Here is a 20,789-nt window from a genome sequence, read left to right as displayed (position 1 = left end):
ATGGCATTGCAGCTGATACTGGGAAATCCGGGCGCGGGGAAATCCCATTATTTATTTGAAAAGGTGATCCGGGGGTCCATGCAGTATCCGGAGAAGCAGTTCCTGGTCATTGTGCCGGAACAGTTTACTATGCAGACCCAGAAGGATCTGGTGCGGATGCATCCCAGGCACGGGATCATGAATATCGACGTACTGAGCTTTGAACGTCTGGCGCACCGGGTCTTCGGCGAAGTGGGAGGCGAGCACCGCCGGATCCTGGAGGATACGGGCAAGAATCTGATTCTGCGCCGCATCGCAGAGGAGAAGAAAGACGAACTGGTGCTCCTGGGCGGAAACCTGAAGAAGCTGGGCTACATATCCGAGGTCAAGTCTCTGCTCTCGGAGTTCACGCAGTACCGGATGCAGCCGGAAGAACTCCGGCGCGTCATGGAGCAGAATAAGGAGAATCCCCAGCTGTATTTTAAACTGAAGGATATGCTGGTGATTTATGAGAGTTTCCGGGAATATCTGGAGGGGATGTATCTGACGGTGGAGGAGCTGCTGGACGCGCTGGAGCAGGTGGTAGAGCGGTCGGAGACAGTGCGGGGCAGCGTGATCGCCTTGGATGGCTACAACGGATTTACCCCCGTGCAGATGAAACTTCTGCAGAAGCTGCTGGGGCTGGCGGAAGAGGTGTGCGTGACGCTGACCATGGACGGACGCGAGCAGCCCTTTGTCCGGGAGGCGGAGTACCGGCTGTTCCATCCCACGAAGAAAACGGCGCTGGAGCTTGCGCGTCTGGCAGACCGGGCGAGAGTCGAAGTGAGAAAGCCGGTGATCCTTTCGGACGCGGGAAAATACCGCTTCCGTGAGGCTCCGGCGCTTCATTTTATGGAACAGCATATATTCCGCCATGAAAAAGCGGTCTGGGAGGAAGAGACGCAGGAAGTGCGTCTTTTTTCCGCCGGCAATCCCAGAGCGGAGTCCGAGGAGATCGGAAGAGAGATCCTGCGTCTGGTGCGGGACGAAGGATTCCGCTATCGGGACATTGCTGTGGTGACCGGAGACCAGGAGAGCTATGTGCCGCTCCTGGAACAGTGCTTTTCCAGGCTGGGGATCCCGGGGTTCATGGACCGGAAGCGGGATGTATTGAAAAATTCCTTTGTGGAATTTCTGCGCGCCCTGCTCCTGGTTGTCCAGGAGGATTTCTCCTATGAATCCATGTTCCGTCTGCTGCGGAGCGGTATGGCGGGAACAGACAGCGAAGAGACAGACCGGCTGGAGAATTATGTGATCGCCAGAGGAGTCCGCGGGCTGTCCGGCTGGAGACGGGAATGGAAGCGCCCCCTGAAACATATGGAAGAGGGAGATCTGGAAACGCTGAACGAGATCCGGGCCCGCCTTGCCGGCTGGCTGGAGACTCTGAAAGAAGGGCTGACCCGGAAAGACGGGAATGTGCGCGGCATGACCGAAGCGCTCTATGACTGTCTGGTGGGCCTGGATATTCAGAAAAAACTGAAGGAACAGGAAGCGTGGTTTGACGGAAAGGGCGACATGGCCACTGCCAGAGAGTACGCGCAGATCTACGGGATGGTCATGGATCTGTTTGACAAGCTGGTCATGCTGCTGGGAGACTGCAGGATCCCGTTGGAAGAATATGCCGAGCTGCTGGACGCGGGGCTGTCGGAGATGAAAGTGGGGCTGATCCCCGCAGGAACCGACCAGGTACTGGCGGGGGATATGGAGAGAAGCCGTCTGAAAGACGTGAAAGTCCTGTTTTTCGCGGGAGTTAATGAAGGAAGCGTCCCCCGGGATAAGAGCCGGGGAGGCATCCTCTCGGAGATGGAGAGAGAACTCCTGCATGAGCAGGAAGTAGAGCTGGCGCCCACGGCCAGACAGGAGGCATGCGTCCAGAAATTCTATATCTACCTGAACCTGACGAAGCCTTCCAGGAGGCTGTATCTGTCCTGGAGCCAGGCGGATGCGGACGGAGGGGCGTTAAGGCCGTCCTTTCTGATCTCCCAGATCCGGCAGCTGTTCCCGAAGATCCGGGTGGAAGATCCGGAGAAGAAAGAACTCCTGGACCGTCTGGTGGCGCCGGAGGGCAATCTGCGGGAACTGACCGGGGCGCTGAAGGCGGAACGGGAAGGACTCGCCGGAGGCGGAGACAGAGCCCTGATCAGCTGGTACGCGGCCCGGGATCCCTGGAGAGAAAAACTGGAACGTCTCATGGACGCGGTGTGCCGGACCAGGCAGGAGGACGGCATCGGGAAAACAGTGGCGCGGGCTCTGTACGGGACCCTGCTGGAAGGCAGCGTCACGCGCCTGGAACAGTTCGCGGCCTGCGCCTATGCCCATTTCCTGCAGTACGGCCTGCGCCTGAAAGAACGGGAGACCTGTGAACTGAAGGCCGTGGATATGGGAAATGTGTTCCACGAAGCGCTGAAATATTTTTCGGACGCGGTGGAGCAGGGCGGATACGGATGGTTCCATGTGCCGGACGATCTGCGGGACCGTTGGATGGAGGAAGCCCTGGAGCGGGCCATCCAGGATCACGCCGACCAGATTCTTCCGGACCGGGCGAGAGACCAGTATACCCTGGCGCGCATGAAGCGGATCGGGAAGCGTACCGCCTGGGCCGTGCTGCGGCAGGTGGAAAGGGGAGAATTCCTCCCGGAGGACACGGAAGTATCTTTCCGGAATCTGGAACAGCTTCAGAGCGTGTCCGTGCTTCTGTCCGAGGACGAACGCATGCGCCTGCAGGGCAGGATCGACCGGATCGATGTGTGCCGGAAGGACGGGAAGGTCTATGTGCGCGTGGTGGACTACAAGAGCGGTTCCACGCGGTTCGATCTGACCAGCATCTATTACGGACTGCAGCTGCAGCTGGCGGTGTACCTGAACGCGGCCGTGGAACTGAAACGCCGCCAGCAGGATGGGGATGAGGAAGTGCATCCTGCCGGCATGTTTTATTATCATATCGAAGATCCCATGCTGGACTATGAAGAGGAAGAAGATCCGGCGAAAAAGCTCCTGAAAGAACTGGCGCTGGGCGGCCTGGTCAGCGCGGAGGACGGAGTCGCGGAACTGATGGACCGGGAGATGGAGACCGGATCGGATATCCTGCCCGTGCGCAGAAAGAAGGACGGCGGGTACACGGCGGCTTCGCCGGTGGCGGAGGAAGAACAGTTCGAGCTTCTGATGGGACATGTGAAAAGACGGGTTGCCGAGTATGGAGAACGCATCCTGAACGGGGATATCCGGCTGGATCCCTACGAGATGGGGACGGACGACGCCTGCCGGTACTGCGCCTATCACAGTGTCTGCGGCTTTGACCGGAAGCTGGAAGGGTGCGAGAAACGCCGTCTGCAGCCCATGGACCGGGAAGAGGTCTGGGAGAAGATGAAGGAGGAACAGGGATGAGCGTCGTATGGACAGAGGACCAGAAAAAGGCCATCGACACCAGAGAAAAAAATCTGCTGGTGTCTGCCGCCGCGGGTTCCGGCAAGACGGCGGTGCTGGTGGAGCGGATCCTGTCCCTGATCACGGATCCGGAACATCCGGTGGACGCGGACCGTCTGCTGGTCACCACGTTTACCAAAGCGGCCGCGTCACAGATGCGGGAGCGGATCGGGAAGGCTCTGGCGGAGCGGATCCTGGAAGACCCGGGAAACGAATGGCTGCAGAGGCAGGAAGCGCTTCTCTCACGGGCCCAGATCACCACGATCCACGGGTTCTGCCTGTATGTGATCCGCAATTATTTTCATACCATCGACCTGAATCCCAGTTTCAGGATCGCGGATGAGGGCGAGATGCGGCTTTTAAAACAGGATACGGCGCAGAAGGTAGTAGAGGAAGCGTGCGCGGCGAAGGATCCGGATTTCCTGCGGTTTGCCGAAAGCTACGGCAGCGGGAACCGGGGAAGCGGGCTGGAGGAGCTGATCCTGCAGCTCTATGAATATGCCCAGGCTCATCCGCAGCCTGAAAAATGGCTGAAAGACTGCGCGGCGCTGTATGAACTTCCAAAGGACGCTTCCTGGGAGGATTTCCGCGGAACGAAAGAGATCATGGAAGAACTGAAGAGGACGGTTTCGGACTGCCGGGACAAGATCTTTCTGGCGGAAGAGATGGCCCGGGCGCCGTACGGGCCGCTCCCGTATATAGAAGTATTGCGGTCGGATGCCGCTCTTCTGGAAGAAATGCTCCGGTGCGGGTCCATGGAGTCTTTCGGAGAGCTCCTGGCGGACCTGAAGTTCCAGCGGCTCCCCAGCCGCAGAAGCAAGGCCATGGCAGACGCGGATGAAGGGATCTGCGGCCGGATCATGGAGATCCGCAATGACATGAAAGATATTTTGAAATCCCTGAAAAACCAGTATTTCCAGCTTCCTTCGGAGACGGTGTTCCATCAGATGCGGGAGACGGCGCAGAATGCCCGCTGCCTGGCAGATCTGACGCTTCAGTTTACGGAACGGCTGGGAGAAGAGAAGCGGCGGAAAAATATCCTGGATTTCAGCGACCAGGAGCATTTTGCCCTGAAAATCCTGACCAGGGAAGAGGAGGGGAAGCTGGTTCCCAGCGGGACAGCGGATGTGTTTTCCAAATATTTCGCGGAGATCATGGTGGATGAATACCAGGACAGCAACCTGGTCCAGGAGGCGATCCTCGAAAGCATCTCCGGCAGCCGGCAGGGGCGGGATAACCGTTTCATGGTGGGAGATGTGAAGCAGAGTATCTATCGTTTCCGACAGGCGGAACCGGGGCTGTTCCTGGAGAAATACCATGACTATCAGGACGGGAAAACCGGCGTGCGGATCGATCTTCACCAGAATTTCCGAAGCAGGGGAGAGGTACTGGGTCCGGTCAATGAGATTTTCCGTAAAATCATGCGCCGGGAACTGGGGGGCATCGATTACGGGGAGGCGGAAGCCCTCCGGATGGGAGCTTCTTATCCTGACCAGGAAGGATGCAGGGCGGAGCTTCTGCTCCTTTCCCAGGAAGAATGGGAAGAAACCCGCCAGGAAAGCCGGTGGACGAAGCAGGAGGCGGAGGCGCATCTGATCGCGGCCAGGATCCGGGAACTGTTAAAAACCGGAACGGTGACAGAGGACGGAGAACTCCGTCCGGCGCGCTGCGGGGATATCGTGATCCTCCTGCGCACCATGGCCGGCTGGAGCGAGACCTTTGTAAGAGTGCTGCAGGAGGAAGGGATCCCGGCCAGCGCCCAGTCCAGGGAAGGATATTTCCAGACGGTGGAAGTGGAAGGGCTCCTGTCCTACCTGCGGGTGCTGGACAATCCGACTCAGGAGATCCCGCTGGCTGCGGCGCTGCACGGAAGCATAGGGGGATTTTCCTCCGAAGAACTGGCGAAGATCAAGGCGGCATACCCGGAGAAACGGTTTTGCGCGGCCTGCGCGCTCTATGCGTCGAAAGGCCCGGATGCAAACTTAAAGGAACGGCTCGCGGATTTCTTCTCCCGGGTGGAAGAGTACCGGAGAAGGGCGGGGTGCACATCCATCCATGAACTCCTGTGGCAGATCGTGGAAGAGACCGGATATATGGACGAGATGCGGGCGCTCCCGGGCGGGGAGCAGCGGATTGCCAATGTGGAGATGCTGCTTCAGAAAGCGCAGGATTATGAGAAGATCAGCTATCACGGGCTGTTTCATTTTATCCGGTATATAGAGAAGATGCAGAAATACCAGGTGGATTTCGGCGAGGCGCCGCTGTCGGGCGCGGACGGTGGATCCGTGCAGATCATGAGTATCCATCACAGCAAAGGACTGGAATTCCCGGTGGTATTTGCCGCGGGCATGGGGAAAAGTTTCAACCGGCAGGAGAGTCGGGACAAGCTGGTCTGCCACAGCCGGTACGGAATCGGGCTGGACTATGTGGACCTGGAACACCGTATGCGCAGGGCCACGCTGGTCAAACAGATGATACGCAGACAGAACCTGCTGGACAATCTGGGAGAAGAACTGAGGATCCTCTATGTGGCCATGACCCGCGCGAAAGAGAAGCTGATCCTGACCGGCATGGCAGGAGAAAAGCTCCTGCAGGCGGAACCGTCGCCGGAAGAGAAGCTGAGCTATCTGGAACTGTCCGGCGCGGACAGTTATCTGGACTGGATCATGCCTGCGCTGAAGGCAGAGGGAAGCGCGCTGGAGAGAAGACAGGTTTCCCTGAAGGAACTTCTGGCAGGAGAAGTGGGGATCCGGGTGCAGGACGCTCTGAGCAGGGAAGAGATGGAGCGCCGCGTGCTCTTCCCGTCCGGGGATCAGAGACTGGACGCGGAGGTGGACCGGAGGCTCTCCTGGAAATATCTGTGGGCGGACGAGAAAACCTCGCGGCAGAAATACAGCGTGACCGAACTGAAAAAACTCCGGATGGAAGAAGAGTCCGACGCCGCCGAAGAGATGTTCCCGGAATCGGATGTGATCCCGCTGATTCCGCAGTTTATCGAAAAACAGGAAGAGAAGACCGGGGCCGCCCGGGGAACGGCGTACCATGCGGTCATGGAATGTGTGGATTTCGGAAAAGACATGGAGACAGAAGAACAGGCGGGACAGGTTCTGGAGGAACTGGCCGGAAGCGGCAGACTGGAACGGCAGGATATCGACGCGGTGAATGTCCGGGATCTTCTGAAGTTTATCCAAAGCCCGCTGGGGAAACGGATGCAGGACGCCGCCCGCCGGGGAAATCTTTACCGGGAGCAGCCGTTTGTCATCGGACTGCCCGGAGACCAGGTGGACGGCTCCGACCCGGAAGAACTGGTACTGATCCAGGGAATCATAGACGCATTCTTTTACGAAGAAGATGAGATCGTGATCGTAGACTATAAGACGGACCGGATCTTCCGCGCGGAAGAACTGGCAGGAAGATACCGCGCGCAGCTTCAGTATTACGGGAAAGCGCTGGAGATGATGACGGGGAAGAAGGTAAGAGAGAAAGTGATTTATTCGTTTACGATGGGGAAAGTAATTGTGTTGTAAAAGCAGAAAATTGATTTTATGTTCGGTAAATGATATATTGGATGCAGCAAATACAGGAGAGACAAAGTGATATGGAAGAAAAACATCTGCAGCAGGGCGGCGCGGCGCGGCGGCTGTACTACGAGGACAGCCATCTGAAAGAGTTCCGTGCCGCCGTCCTGTCCTGTGAAAAGTATAAAGACGGATACCGGGTGGAGCTTGACCGGACCGCTTTCTTTCCGGAAGGCGGCGGGCAGTTCGGAGACCGGGGATGGCTGGACGGGGTCCAGGTGACGGACACCCGGGAAGAGGACGGCATCATCTGGCATATGACGGCGGAGGCTGTCCCGGAAGGGAGCGAGGTGCTGGGACGGCTGGACTATGCGGAAAGGTTTTCACGCATGCAGCAGCACACCGGAGAGCATATCCTGTCCGGCTTGGTGCACAGCCTGTACGGGTATGACAACGTGGGATTTCACCTGGGGCAGGAAGCGACCACGCTGGATTTCAACGGGGAACTGTCCGGGGAGCAGATCCTGGAGCTGGAGCGCAGGGCAAACCAGGCAGTTTATGAAGATATTCCGGTACAGGTGCTCTATCCGGACAGCGAGGAGCTGAAAAAGCTGGATTACCGCAGCAAGATCGAGATCGAGGGACAGGTGCGGCTGGTGTCCGTGCCCGGCTACGACATCTGCGCCTGCTGCGCGCCCCATGTGCAGCGGACCGGAGAGATCGGCGTCATCAAGGTGCAAAGCTGTGAACGCCACCGGGGCGGATGCCGGGTGACGATCGTGTGCGGAGACCGGGCGCTTAAGGATTATCAGGAAAAACAGCGGGGCGTGACCGGCGTATCAGTGGCGCTGTCGGCCCGCCCGGATCAGATCGGGGAAGCGGTGCTTCGTCTGAAAGAGCAGCAGGAGAAGCTCCGGGAGCATCTGAACCGTATGCAGGCCCTGTATCTGGAAGAGAAACTCGGCCGGATCCGTCCGGATCAGCGGAATGTGTGCATCTTTGAGGAGGATCTGGACAACATCGCCGTGCGGAATTTCATCAACGGAGCCGTGGAGCGCTGTCCGGGCATCTGCGCGGCCTTTGTGGGCACGGACAACGCGGGATACCGCTATATCCTGGGGAGCCGGAACGTGGACCTGCGCGTCTTCGTAAAAGAACTGAATGCCCGCTTCCGGGGAAAAGGCGGCGGAAAGCCGGAGATGGTGCAGGGATCTCTGACAGGAACCAGAGAAGAGATAGAAAAAATGATTATGGAGGGATAAAAAGATGAAGAAACCAGTGCTGGTGATCATGGCGGCAGGGATGGGAAGCCGTTACGGAGGACTCAAGCAGATCGACCCGGTGGACGATCAGGGGCATATTATCATGGATTTTTCCATCTATGACGCTGTGCAGGCGGGATTCGAGAAAGTGATCTTTATCATCAAGAAAGAAAATGAGAAAGATTTCCGGGAGCGGATCGGCAGCCGGTTGGAGGGCAGGGTCCGGACAGAATATGTCTTCCAGGATCTTCACAACCTGCCGGAAGGTTTCCAGGTGCCGGAAGGCCGCGTAAAACCCTGGGGTACCGGACATGCGGTGCTGAGCTGCCTTGCTGTGATCGACGGCCCCTTCGCGGTGATCAACGCGGACGATTTCTACGGAAGGGAAGCGTTCCGCCTGATCTATGACTATCTGACCACTCATGAAGACGGCGATAAATATGAATATACCATGGTGGGATATCTGCTGAAAAACACTCTGACGGAGAACGGATCCGTGGCCCGCGGCGTGTGCAAAGTGGATGAGCAGGATATGCTGACCGATATCCATGAGAGAACGCGCATCGAGAAGCAGAGCGACGGAAGCGCCGCTTACACAGAGGACGATGGCAGGACCTGGATCAGCCTGCCGGACGACGCGGTGGTCTCCATGAACATGTGGGGATTCACCAGGAGCATGATGGAGGAACTTAAGGGCCGCTTCCCGAAAGCGCTGGAAAAGGGCCTGAAGGAAAATCCTCTGAAATGCGAGTATTTCCTGCCTTTTGTGGTGGATGAACTGATCCGGGAAGACAGGGCGGAGGTGAAGGTGCTCACCAGCAGGGACCGCTGGTACGGAGTGACCTACAAAGAGGACAAGCCGACGGTGGTGCAGGCGGTGCGCGACATGAAAGAGCGCGGACTGTATCCGGAAAAGCTGTGGGGTCCGGAAGAGGTGGAGAGATGAGTCTTTCCATCCGGACGGCATGCCCGGAGGACGCGGAGGCCCTGCTGGAGATCTACGCGCCGTATGTGCGGGAGACGGCGGTCACCTTTGAGTATGAAGTTCCGTCTCCGGAAGAATTCCGGGGCAGGATCGAACATGTCCTGAGCAGGTATCCCTATCTGGCGGCGGAAGAAGACGGGAGGATCGTGGGGTACGCCTATCTGTCGGCCTTTCATCCCCGGGCCGCCTACGGCTGGTGCGCGGAGCCCAGCGTCTATGTGGAGATGGAACGGCGGGGCAGAGGGATCGGACGGCGCCTGTATGAGGAGCTGGAGCGGATCGGAGCGTCCCAGAACCTGACGAATCTCAACGCCTGCATCGCCTATACCGGGCATGCGGACGGGCGCCTGAACGACGCCAGCGTGCGGTTCCATGAGCGGATGGGATACGTGAAAGCCGCGCATCTGCACCGGTGCGGATACAAGTTCGGGACCTGGTACGATATGATCTATATGGAAAAGATGATCGGAACGCATAAAAAAATCCCGGAAGCGGTGATCCCGTTTCCGGAACTGAAGGTGTGAGGCGTAAGCGCCTTACAGCCTGCGTTTCAGCATCTCAGGATTGGAGGCGTGCGCAAGCGCCTCCTCTTTTGTGATCCGGCCTTCCCGGACCAGCGAAGCCAGGCTGGCGTCCATAGAGAACATGGTCTCGGAAGAGGCGGAATAGATGGTCCCGTCGATCTGGGGGATCTTGTTCTCCCGGATCATATTCCGGATAGCGGGAGTCGCCGTCATCATCTCGAAGGCGGGTATCATGCCGGAGCCGTCCGCCGCCGGGATCAGCTGCTGGGAGACCACCGCCTGCAGGGCAGTGGACAGCTGCACGGCGATCTGCCGCTGCTGGCTGGGCGGAAATACGTCGATGATCCGGTCTATGGTGCTGGCCGCGCCGGGCGTATGCAGCGTGGAGAATACCAGATGCCCGGTCTCCGCCGCTGTCATAGCGATAGAGATCGTCTCAAAATCACGCATCTCGCCCAGCAGGATCACATCCGGACTCTGCCGCAGAGACGCCCGCAGAGCCACCACGTAACTCTCCGTGTCGGAACTGATCTCGCGCTGGCTCACGATGCTCTTTTTATGCCGGTGAAGGTATTCCAGAGGATCCTCCATGGTGATGATATGTTTCTCCTGCGACTGGTTGATGGCGTCGATGATGCAGGCCAGCGTCGTGGATTTGCCGCTGCCGGCGGGACCGGTCACCAGAACCAGACCTTTTGACAGACTGCCCAGCCGGATCACCTGCTCCGGGATGCCCAGCGCCCGCGGGTCCGGAAGTTCGAACGTGATGACCCGGATCACCGCCGCCATGGAACCGCGCTGCATATAAGCGCTGATGCGGAAACGGGAAAGCCCGGGGACAGCGAAAGAAAAGTCGTCGTCTCCGGTCCGCAGGAAACGTGAAATATCGCGGTCGGCCAGACGGTAGATCTCGCGGATCAGCGCTTCCGTCTGCGCGGGCATCAGCCGTTCCTCGCAGGACATAACGATTCTTCCCGCCTTTTTGCAGGAGAGTGGCCGGCCGGCGACGATGAAGAGATCGGAGGCGCCGGTCGAAGTAGCCTCTGTCAGAAAATCTAAAGCATTCATATCTATTCCTCCTCCGTAAGCATGTCAGAGACGGCCTCCTTATCCAGAAGGGGAAGGCTGCCGTCAGACTCCCATTCGTGAGTAGATACCGTGTTCCAGGCCAGGATCCGGTAGTGGCTGCCGTCGTCATATGTCTCGTAGGAAATCTCCAGAGAGACGGACAAGAGCTGCTCTTTATCCAGAAGGACCTCATATTCCAGAGAATCGGCGCCGGTAAAAAGAATGCCGTTCTGTCCGTCCAGGCGTTCCCGAAGCTTCTGATAGAAAACGGAAGCGTCAGGGCTGTCTTTATATTCCTCTATACAGGAAATGACAGAAAGCAGGACGTCATTGGCACGGTTTTCCGCGTCGTAATAAGCAGATGTGCGTTCCGCGTTTTTCTGACTCAGACGGAGATCCGCTCTGGCAGTCACCAGCGACAGTACAGAAAAAGTAAGCAGGCAGAGCATGACGAAGATCAGGACAAGGGATGTGATCCCGATGCTGGAAAAGGACGATTGTTTCTTTCTGGAATCCATATATTTATTCCTCCTTTCCAGCCGTAACTGCAGATGGATAACGCAGGGACAGCTCGTAGAGAACGGCGCCGTCCTGTCTGGTCATGGACAGAAAGGTATCTGTCCGGATCCCGTCCTGTTCTGTCCGGATCGTCATCGTGTACGATGCCTCTTCCGGACTGCATGGCCTGCGGTTCCGGTCGTAATAGATCAAACAGCCGGAATCGTCCGCTCTGGCGGAAGGAAAATATTCGGAGAGCGCTTCCGCAGATCCATCCGTATAACGGACCGCAGAGGCGGCTCCGGAGATCTGTGAGGAAGCGAAACTCAGTTCCTGGGCAGACCGGCTCATCAGATAGGCCTGGGAGAAAGCCCGGATGCACACTGCGCTTCCAATGGAAAAGAAAAATACAGCAATGATCAGTTCAATCAAAAACAGACTGGAACGTGTATGCGGTATATGCTTCATGTCTGTCTCATTCCTTTCAAGAAAATCCTCCGCTGTTCCGAAGGTGCAGGAGAAAGCTGTAAGACTGTCCGTAATCATCCAGTGCGGTCAGTTCCAGAAAGCCGTCCCCGCGGTCTGTTATAGAAAAGTCATCGACACGGAGAACCTGCTGTCCCATGTCGGAGGACAATGTTGTTCCCTGACGGACAAGCAGCTCACAGACATAGTCGCCGTCAGAATAAATGTAAGTTTTATAGATATCGTCTCCCGCCTGATCTGTCAGCATGATGGCAGTCAGTCCGTCAATTTCGGTCAGGGAGACACGGCCTTCCGCGTCGTGCTGCCGAACTTTTTCCGTCACGTAGGCCAGAGCGGTGCGCGCGGAATAAGTTCCCTCCAGACGCTGCGCCGTGGATCTGTACACACGCACGCCCGTCAAAACCAGCAGAAGGGCGCTTGCGGCAAACACGCAGAAAAGAGAAATAGTAAACAAAAGATCTACAGTATGAGGCCTTATGTGTCTGCGGTTCATGTACCTTCCTCCCTTCCATATAAGGGGATCACAGTTACGTCCGGCATCAGATTGGAACCGATAACTTCATAAGATACCACGTATTTGTCCGTATTGTAGGATATGCCGTAATGCTCCTGGAGATATGCAAGATCCTCCGGATAAAAGCCTTCCAGCGCGTAGCACTGAACCGCCCCCTGCAGAACCGAATCTCTGAGGCGGGAGGCTTCTTCCCTGGCGGCGGCGGAAGACACAGAAGACAGACCTTCCAGCAGCAGCAGGAACATGATGCAGAAAACGAACAGCGGAAGCAGAAGCCGCATATGCGAAAACAGGCTCTTCTGTTTGTGAAAACGGTTCATAGATTACCCTCCGATATTGATCATGACGCCCAGAAGAGGAAGCATGACAGAAAGCAGGATCAGTCCCACGGCTACGGAAAGGACGGCTACCAGAGTGGGTTCCAGTCTTCCAAGGAGCGTATCGATCTGCTCTTCGATTTCTTCGTCATACTGCTCGGAGATCTGCTTCATGACGTTGTCCGGAGCGCCTGCCTTAAAGCCGATCGACAGCATTCTGGCACGGGAACCGGTAAACAGACGGGCACGCGCGGCCGCGTCCTCAAAACTTTCGCCTTCTGCGATACACCGGCGGATTTCGAGAATTTTTTCATGAACATCCGGATGTTCGATCAGACGGGCAGTCATCTCCAGACTCTGGTCAACGTCCAGGCCGCTGCTAAGAGCCAGGTACATACCGCTGGCAAAACGGGAACAGGAAATCTTTTCGCTGAGCGCGCGTGTCATAAAAAACTTTCCTGCGAAACTTTTAGATTTCTTACGTCCGTTTTCTGTGAAAAAAAGCCAGATACAGATAACGGCCGCCGCCACGGCCAGAATAAGGAACGCCGCGCTGTAATTTCCCAGAGCCGTGCCCAGGTTCAACACGGCTGCAGGGAAACCGGTCATCTGTGCGCCCAGCTGCTCAAATACCTGGCGGAAGACCGGCATAACCTTGATCAGTAGTACGGCCAGAACCGCGGCCATCATCCCCAGCATGACCAGCGGATAGATCACCGCGCTGCGGATGCTTCTGGAAAGAGACTCTTCCCTGCGATAGTGAAGAGCCAGAGATTCCATCACGTCGTCCAGCCGTCCGGACTGCTCTCCGATCTCTGCCATACTGCAGAAATAAGAAGGAAATACCTTTACAGATTCCAGAGCCCGGCTGAAACTGCCGGTCTCTTCCATGGAATGCAGCACATGCTCCAGGATCTGTTTTCCTTCACCGGACGGAGTGTCCTCCAGAATCAATGACAATCCCTCCACGGAAGAGATGCCCGAGCGCAGGATCAGCGCCATCTGGCTGCTGAAAGATGCCAGTTCAGAGTTGTTCAGAGCTTTCATAGCAGATTCCTTTCTCAGCGGATATATTGTGTCGTATAGTTGGATCCGTCCCCCATGTATTTCAGGGCGGCGGTGCTGTTGTCGTTTCCGGCGGCCAGCGTGGGATCCATCCGCGTCCAGCCGTTTCCGGTAAATTCTATGATACGGTCGATCCATCCGGTTTCTTCGGTATAAACGCTGATCCAGGCATGGTAGACGCTGCCGGAATAGCCGATCTCCAGGCGGGAGGGAATGTTCTGGGAACGAAGCATGGCAGCTGTCAGAGAAGCATAATCAAAGCAGATTCCTTTCCCTGTCCGCAGGGTCTCATCCACATCCGGAAGATAACCGCTGGAAACAGTCTCGGCTTTTTCTGTGTCATAGACAATGTGGCTGATGACGTAATGATAGATGTCCGAGATCGCGTCCAGATCAGAACGGGCTTCTGATACGGTATCGGCCGCGACGGCTACCGCTTCGCTGCCCGCGTGAAAATATACGTATTGGTTAGGATATAAAAAAGGCAGAAATTCATTCTCTATCTGAACCTGGACAGCTTCCCGGAAAAGAACGGCATACTGACTGTCCACGATGTTCTCGTAGCCGTCGATCTGGTATGTCCCGTTTCCGCCGGTCAGCGGAAGCGGTATGAATGATTCTGACGGAGGAAGAAAATATTTGTAACTGACGCCGTCAGAGCCGGTGATCTGGATATTGGCTTTGGCGGAATCTCCTGTATACCGCGCCATCACGTAACCTTGGTCTGTACAGGAAATATCCACGATCAGCGGTTCTTTTCCGAGCACATCGGTCTGAGGCGCCTGAGGCTCGTATACGACCGGGGTATTGGGACGGAGCGGCCGGTCTTCTTCCGTATTCGTTTCAGCGGATGCGCCGCTTCCGGAACATCCTGCCAGGAGGGCGGCAGAGAGTAAAAACAAAGCAGATAATCTTAAATACATGCCTTCTCCTTATAATGAGTCTAATTTTTTCTGCAGATGCTTCCGGGCTTTGTTTATGGCCCGTTTGACTGTACTCAGGCTGCAGCCCAGAAAATCGGCGATTTCTTCCAGCTTCAGATCGTTCTCGTAGCGAAGAAGAAAAGCCTGGCGGGACTGAATGGGAAGACCGGAAAGCGCTTCATTCAGGTTTTCCCGAAAATCGTCATCCCATACCTGCTGAAAAGCATCTTTTTTATCCCATATCTCCAGGATAGAATCGTCCCAAACCGGAACGGAAGTCTCATGGTCTCCCAGAACTGTATTTTTCCGGAGAAAATCACAGCAGACATGATAAGTGATCTGTTTCATCCAGGAGTAAAGCAGGCGGTCTTCTTTGAGAGAAGATATAGAGCGCCATATTAATATATAAATCTCGTGGAGTGCGTCCTGCGCAAGATGTGCATCCTTTAAAAAATAATAAGCATATCGGTACAGATCTTGGTATGTAGTATGGTAAAGTTCAGTGAATGCGTCAGAGTCGTGCCTGCGGATGCGGCTTGCCAGGAGCGAGTAGTATTCTACATTAAATCTGTTTCCCATAGTAAACGGCTCCTGTAAAAAGCACTTACAGATAAGTCAGTACTTAATATAAAACAAGTCGTTACACTTGTTTTTTTAAGTATACCACTAAGAAAAATAAAGAACAAGGGAAAATAATGAGAGAAACAGAGACGGAAAACAAATATCTCCGCCGGAGTTTCCGTTGAAATCCCGGCGGAGACGTCTGACCGCTGCATTAATCATTGTCGTTTCCTGTCATAGGCGCCAGGGAAAGTATCAGGCGGTTGTCGTTGTAATCAGGAACCGTGATCAGGATACGGCTGCTGGGACGGGCAAACGCGACGCATCCGCTTGCTTCGTCGTACCAGACGGGCGGAATAGAGACGGAAGTGGATTCATCGTATGCCGTAATGGATGGAAAATCGATGCCTACTCCATCGCCGTCCGTAAGATAGATCAGGATCTGATTGCCTTCCTGCCGATGACTGGTCACCTCGGGCGCGCGCGTATCGATTCCGGAGATCTCCATGCCGTGAGAAGTATGGATGCCGGTGATGGAGCATACGTCGAGGAGAAGGTATCCGTTTTCTTCTACCGTAACGGTATATTGCTGGTATCCGTCGCTTTCCACGGTCAGCGCGTGATCGTTAATCTCCGCGGTTACTTCCCGGACAGGGATCACAGAACCCAGCTGAAAAGAGATCTGCACGGAGGCGGAGTCTGAGGATGGAGCCGCGGAAACCTGGGATACTGCGACCGGCACGACTGTACCGGGGCCGAAACATGCCAGAAGAAGCAGTATACAGGCTGCGGCTGCCGCGCGCTTTACCAGATAACGTCTTCGTACAATATGATAATAAGTTTTTTTGCCCGGCCGGGGCGGTCTTTCCAGCTCCAGATCGGTCATGATTTTTCCCAGCAATGCGTCCGCCTGATCCGGGGAAAGAGGTTCCGGAATATCTTTTCTGCGGAAAAAACGGATCATGTAGGCTCCTCCTTTCTTGATAGAGTGTCTGCCTGCGCATATCTCTTTTTCAGGTATTTATCGTGGTACATACGTGAATCTGCATACGAGATCAGCTGTGACACGCTGGTGTCAGGATATTCTGAACGGGAAGCGCAGCCGATACTGTAAGAGATTGGATGAACAGCGGAATGATTGTAGCGGGTTACTGCTTCTTTCAGGCTGGCGCAGAACCGCGCAGCCGCCTGTCTGGAATCTTTTCCGCTGAAAACTGCCAGAAACTCATCGCCGCCATTGCGGAATGCATATGCTCCGGGAAGCGCCGAATTATAAAACATTACCGCGAAATCCCGGATCATGGAATCGCCGGCCAGGTGTCCGGACATGTCATTGACCAGTTTTAATCCGTCCAGATCTGCCATGGCTACGGTGATTTCGGGAGAGGAAGCGCACTGCCGGATATAAAGATCCGCGCTGAGCCGATTCGGTATCCCGGTGAGAGCGTCAAAGTACGCGGCCTGGTATAATTTCTGATAGTCGCGCCTCGCCCTGCAGAATATGCACAATTCTACTGCGGCATATATACAGAGCATAAGGGCGGGAACTTTCCGGATAAACGCGGACTCTGCAAAAAAATTATCACATGCTAAGAGCATTATAAGAAAAAAACCTGTAATTTTCAATATTTTAAGAGCGGTAAAATGTCGGTAAATACCCATGAGCGTCTCCTGTTCTCTTTCTGCCTTCATTCTTAAAGACGGAATCGGCAGGCAAAACGGTTCAGCCAGAAGCTGATTATGTTATTTTTTATAAAAATGATGAAAAAGTGAACAAAATGTGACCTGTTTGTGTCCAAAGATCCGTCTTTATCTAATGTAGGGGCAGATATGTCCCCGCAATATCACAGCGGCGGAAAAACCGCCGCGAGTTTATAAGGAAAGGAGGGAAAAAGAGATGAGACGGACAAAGAAAATGCTGGCACTTTTGTTGGCAGGCGTACTGACGTTCTCAAATGTAGCCTATGCGGCGCCTGGAGATGGTGGTTCAGCTCCAATGGAAGAGCCAGTGGACAATGCAACCGACATCTCTAATCCCGAAGAGGAAAAGGAGGCTGCGAACACGCCGGAGGAACCGACAGAAGCGGAGACGCTGAGCGAGGAAAACGCAGTACCGATCGATGGTGAGACGGAGGAACTCCCGACGGAGGAATCCGAGGAGGATCCGAACGCAGAAATCGATGCAGAAACCGATGAGGAAGATGCGGACGGAACGGATGCAGAAACCGATGAGGAAGATGCGGATGGAACAGATGCAGAAACCGATGAGGAAGATGCAGATGGAACAGATGCAGAAACCGATGAGGAAGATGCAGATGGAGAGGATGCAGAAACCGATGAGGAAGATGCGGATGGAACGGATGCAGAAACCGATGAGGAAGATGCGGATGGAACGGATGCAGAAACCGATGAGGAAGATGCAGATGGAACGGATGCAGAAACCGATGAGGAAGATGCAGACAAAACCGACGCAGATTCCAACGAGGATGCTGCCGGTGCGGCTGAGGAAAATCCTGACGCAGATGCTGAGGAAGAAGTGACTGAAGGCGAGGAGGAATCCGAGGAAGCAGTTACATACAAGATCACGTTTGCCGAGGAGCCGGAATCTCACGGTACACTCCTGACGATCGACGATGAGGAGATCGGCGAGGAAGGCATCGAGACCGACGAAGAGGGCTATGCTCAGTTCAAAGTGCAGGCTGACGAAGGTTGGACTGCAGAAGCAGTATGCGGCGACGAAGTCCTGAGTCTGGTGGAAGACAGTTACTATGAAGTACAGGTGTCGGAAGATACCGAGGTGACGGTCAGCTATCAGGAAGTTGCTGTGGAAGAAGTTCCGATGGATGATGCTGGTTTAGTGAAAGCAGTTCCGAGTTTACTGAGAATGCAGAAGGTTTTGCAGGAAAGTGAAGGATCCATTCCGATTACTATCGAAGGCGCGGGAGTGCATAATGGTACTGTTCATGTTGAAGAAGGAAGTATAGACAAACTTACTCAATCTGATGATTTAAAATTTGAAGGATATACTTTTAAAGAGGCAGTTGTAGGAAATGACAAGATTGTAGCCATAGGTGAATACACCACTTCGGATGGTAAGTCACACATTTACTACAGCTTAGATGGTGATACAGGAATTCTGCTCCAAGCTGGTCAGACGATTGTTTTCAGATATGAAGAAACGGTTGCAGAATATACAATAAGTTATTCGGTTGTAAACGAAGGTCTGGGAAGCATAGAGGAAGGTCCGCAAACGGTTAAGGAAGGCGGAACTATTTCATTCCGAGTAACACCGGGATATGGGAATTATATCGGAAGTGTTACAGTAAATGACCATCCACTGCAAGGAACTGTTGTTGACACGGATACAAATGCTACAGATTATGTTGTCTCAAACATTACTGAGAATAAGAACATCGTTGTCAGCTTTGCAAAAACAGAAGAGTTTAGCATATCATGGAACAATGGTGAAATCCGCCAGGGAGATATCACGAGTAGTGTAACGTCCTTTAAGAATGGTGAAATTGTCACGCTGGAGTTGACAAGCTCATGGTCTAATCATAAAGCTGACCACGAAGGCGGAGGGTATGAGTCGAATATATTATTCTGGAGAGAATGGCATTTAAATCAGCTGACTATTAATGACCAGAATATTGAGGTGCCTGAAACATATGAAGTAAATGCGACCGCCACAACAGAGCTTGCCAACGGAATAACAGTAACTGTTATTTTAAAAGAAGAAGAAGGAAATTGGCTTGGGACAGCTACACGATATATATATGAAATCAGAATTGACGGAGCCAAAGAAAATCTCATTGTCAATAATGGTAATTTTAAATCTGCTAGCATAGATGAAATTATCGTTAAAGAACTGACTGGAGTTGATACTTTCCAACATTGGACCCAAAATGAAAATAGAAAGTGGGTATGGAAAGATGTAGGAGTCAACTATGTTGCTACGAAAAGCAATGAAAATCAGTATCGATTTAAGTTAGAAGTCGGATATGAGGATCCTCAATTAACTGGTATTGGAATGGATCAGTCCTATATATCAGGACCGGACAATGAAGGTTGGTATACTCTTAATATTCCTGGGAATAATACGGAGAGCGATTTGTCCTGTATTCGGTTAAATGCAGAAAAGGTTACTTATTCTGTTATTTATGATATGAATGGTGCAAATTCTGAGTCAATTACAGACGAAGGAATGTACACAGCGCTTGAAGGCGAAAACAATGTGATTCGCATTTCTAACGAGATTCCGGCAAAAGAAGGGCATGTATTCTTAGGGTGGAAACTTGGAACTAATGAAACGCTGTATCAAATGAATGAATCAATTACAGTTAATGAAACGTCATTGAATTATGTAACGGGTCATACATTTGAATTTGTGGCACAGTGGAAAAAACTAGAACCAGGAAGTACAACAGCTCCATATACTGTTAAATACTGGCTTGAAAAAGCAGATCATTCGGAAGATGCTGAAGTAGACGAAAAATATGATCTAAAGGGAACCGTTAATGGACTAGGAATTGTAAATGAAAAAGTTATCCGATTGAGTACCTACGATGTACCTGAAGAGTATAATAGCAATTATAATGATTCATCTAATCCAATGACAACAGTTACTGCGGATGGAACTGCGACCATTAATTTCTATTATGATTTAAAAACAGTTACATATAAGGTTAAATATCTGGATGAAGATACGGATGAGTCTGTGAGATCTGCAGACAGCAAAACAGCTAGATATGGTCAAACAGTAACGGAAACTGCACCGGAAATTTCGGGATACGTACTTGTTAGTGATGCGAGTAAAGTATTTACAGTTTCTAAAGATGGGACTAGTGTAGAAGATGTTGTGTTCTATTATTCTGAGGATACAAACCAAAATGGTATTCCGGACGATTATGAAGTGACAGTGACGTTCAAAGCAACGAACGGAACCTTCGATGACGGAGAATCAAGCTACACAATAATCGGAGGCCTGAAGAAGAATGGGAAATGGGACGCAACCGGAAGCTACACAATAGTAGCCGGAGACATCCCAGGGACCAATAAGCCTGCAGAAGGCTACCAGAATAGCGGAAGCTGGAAACCGCAACTGGAAGCAGGTACGACAAGCGTGACAGCGGAGAGTGCAAAGACACCGTTCGTGTATACTTATACTAAAAATGTAAGCGTATGGCACATACTTGAATATGATGGAAATAATCATACAAAGGGAACTGTTCCAGCGCCTAAAGAGTATGTAGAAGGTACAACTGTTACTCTTGCAGGACAAGGTTCATTAGAAAGAGATCAAGCGCTGTTTTTAGGTTGGAGCTTAAAACAAAATGCTCTGATTATGACTGAAGCGGAAAAAGATGTTGCAGGAATTTTTGCTGATGGACGATTGGTAATGCCGGAAACAGACACAAAAGTCTACGCGGTATGGGCATCCGATATAGACGAGGACGAGACACCGGACTATGAGGATGACAAGTATGACCTGACATATGACGCGAACGGCGGCCAGGGTGGACCGGGTACGGTAGAAGATACCTACCTGAACACGCAGACAGTAACACTGGAAACAACCAACGTTCCGACGATGGAGAAAGCGAAGTTCTTAGGATGGAGCGAGACAA

The 20,789-nt window shown here is 53.4% G+C and carries 15 protein-coding genes and 1 pseudogene; 6 read left to right on the top strand and 10 right to left on the bottom strand.

Translation table 11 applies throughout. The features are described 5' to 3' along the window. From addB to B5F29_RS14235, 5 genes are all read left to right on the top strand, one after another. The gene (gene addB, locus B5F29_RS14255; RefSeq protein ID WP_087155294.1) at positions 1–3,402 is read left to right on the top strand and encodes a helicase-exonuclease AddAB subunit AddB; all 3,402 of its coding nucleotides are present in this window, start codon (positions 1–3) and stop codon (positions 3,400–3,402) included. After that, positions 3,399–6,968, top strand: a complete 3,570-nt coding sequence (gene addA, locus B5F29_RS14250) for a helicase-exonuclease AddAB subunit AddA (protein WP_087155293.1) — start codon at positions 3,399–3,401, stop codon at positions 6,966–6,968. Before addB ends, addA begins: the two co-directional genes overlap by 4 nt. A gap of 71 nt (positions 6,969–7,039) precedes the next feature. Continuing rightward, positions 7,040–8,221: an alanyl-tRNA editing protein gene (locus B5F29_RS14245; protein WP_087155292.1), complete on the top strand. Its 1,182-nt coding sequence runs from the start codon at positions 7,040–7,042 to the stop codon at positions 8,219–8,221. 4 nt (positions 8,222–8,225) lie between these two features. Beyond that, positions 8,226–9,167 (top strand): sugar phosphate nucleotidyltransferase, encoded by a 942-nt coding sequence (locus tag B5F29_RS14240; RefSeq protein WP_087155291.1) that lies wholly within the window; start codon positions 8,226–8,228, stop codon positions 9,165–9,167. Further along, entirely contained in the window at positions 9,164–9,730 is a 567-nt protein-coding gene (locus B5F29_RS14235) for a GNAT family N-acetyltransferase (RefSeq protein WP_087155290.1), read from the top strand. Before B5F29_RS14240 ends, B5F29_RS14235 begins: the two co-directional genes overlap by 4 nt. 12 nt (positions 9,731–9,742) lie before the next feature. Here B5F29_RS14235 and B5F29_RS14230 read toward each other — a convergent pair whose 3' ends face one another. From B5F29_RS14230 to B5F29_RS14185, 10 genes are all read right to left on the bottom strand, one after another. After that, positions 9,743–10,798 carry a type IV pilus twitching motility protein PilT gene (locus tag B5F29_RS14230; protein WP_087155289.1) on the bottom strand — a complete coding sequence of 352 codons (1,056 nt, stop codon included), beginning with the start codon at positions 10,796–10,798 and terminating at the stop codon, positions 9,743–9,745. Between the two features lie 2 nt (positions 10,799–10,800). Continuing rightward, on the bottom strand, positions 10,801–11,316 hold the full coding sequence (locus B5F29_RS14225; protein ID WP_087155288.1) for a hypothetical protein: 516 nt from the start codon (positions 11,314–11,316) through the stop codon (positions 10,801–10,803). A 4-nt stretch (positions 11,317–11,320) separates the two neighbouring features. Further along, positions 11,321–11,764, bottom strand: coding sequence for a hypothetical protein (locus B5F29_RS14220; RefSeq protein ID WP_087155287.1), 444 nt, complete (start codon positions 11,762–11,764; stop codon positions 11,321–11,323). 16 nt (positions 11,765–11,780) lie between these two features. Then, positions 11,781–12,275, bottom strand: a complete 495-nt coding sequence (locus B5F29_RS14215; protein ID WP_087155286.1) for a DUF4860 domain-containing protein — start codon at positions 12,273–12,275, stop codon at positions 11,781–11,783. After that, positions 12,272–12,616, bottom strand: coding sequence for a hypothetical protein (locus B5F29_RS14210; RefSeq protein WP_087155285.1), 345 nt, complete (start codon positions 12,614–12,616; stop codon positions 12,272–12,274). The genes B5F29_RS14215 and B5F29_RS14210 overlap by 4 nt, the downstream gene beginning before the upstream one ends. 3 nt (positions 12,617–12,619) lie before the next feature. Beyond that, complete coding sequence (locus tag B5F29_RS14205; protein WP_087155284.1) at positions 12,620–13,660, bottom strand: type II secretion system F family protein; 1,041 nt, start codon at positions 13,658–13,660, stop codon at positions 12,620–12,622. A 14-nt stretch (positions 13,661–13,674) separates the two neighbouring features. Further along, positions 13,675–14,601: a transglutaminase-like domain-containing protein gene (locus B5F29_RS14200; protein ID WP_087155283.1), complete on the bottom strand. Its 927-nt coding sequence runs from the start codon at positions 14,599–14,601 to the stop codon at positions 13,675–13,677. A gap of 9 nt (positions 14,602–14,610) precedes the next feature. Then, the gene (locus tag B5F29_RS14195; RefSeq protein ID WP_087155282.1) at positions 14,611–15,180 is read right to left on the bottom strand and encodes an RNA polymerase sigma factor; all 570 of its coding nucleotides are present in this window, start codon (positions 15,178–15,180) and stop codon (positions 14,611–14,613) included. A gap of 196 nt (positions 15,181–15,376) precedes the next feature. Beyond that, complete coding sequence (locus tag B5F29_RS14190) at positions 15,377–16,126, bottom strand: hypothetical protein (protein ID WP_087155281.1); 750 nt, start codon at positions 16,124–16,126, stop codon at positions 15,377–15,379. After that, positions 16,123–16,698 carry a GGDEF domain-containing protein gene (locus tag B5F29_RS14185; protein WP_162608442.1) on the bottom strand — a complete coding sequence of 192 codons (576 nt, stop codon included), beginning with the start codon at positions 16,696–16,698 and terminating at the stop codon, positions 16,123–16,125. The genes B5F29_RS14190 and B5F29_RS14185 overlap by 4 nt, the downstream gene beginning before the upstream one ends. A 361-nt stretch (positions 16,699–17,059) precedes the next feature. Here B5F29_RS14185 and B5F29_RS14180 point away from each other — a divergent pair. Continuing rightward, positions 17,060–20,789, top strand: a pseudogene (locus tag B5F29_RS14180) (InlB B-repeat-containing protein); the annotation flags it as partial.

Origin of the sequence: Lachnoclostridium sp. An196 (assembly GCF_002160135.1) — a bacterium.
In the GTDB taxonomy this organism is placed as follows: domain Bacteria; phylum Bacillota; class Clostridia; order Lachnospirales; family Lachnospiraceae; genus Hominiventricola; species Hominiventricola avistercoris.
The sequence above is the reverse complement of the archived record's forward strand: the minus strand, read 5'-3'. Positions and strand labels throughout refer to the sequence as shown.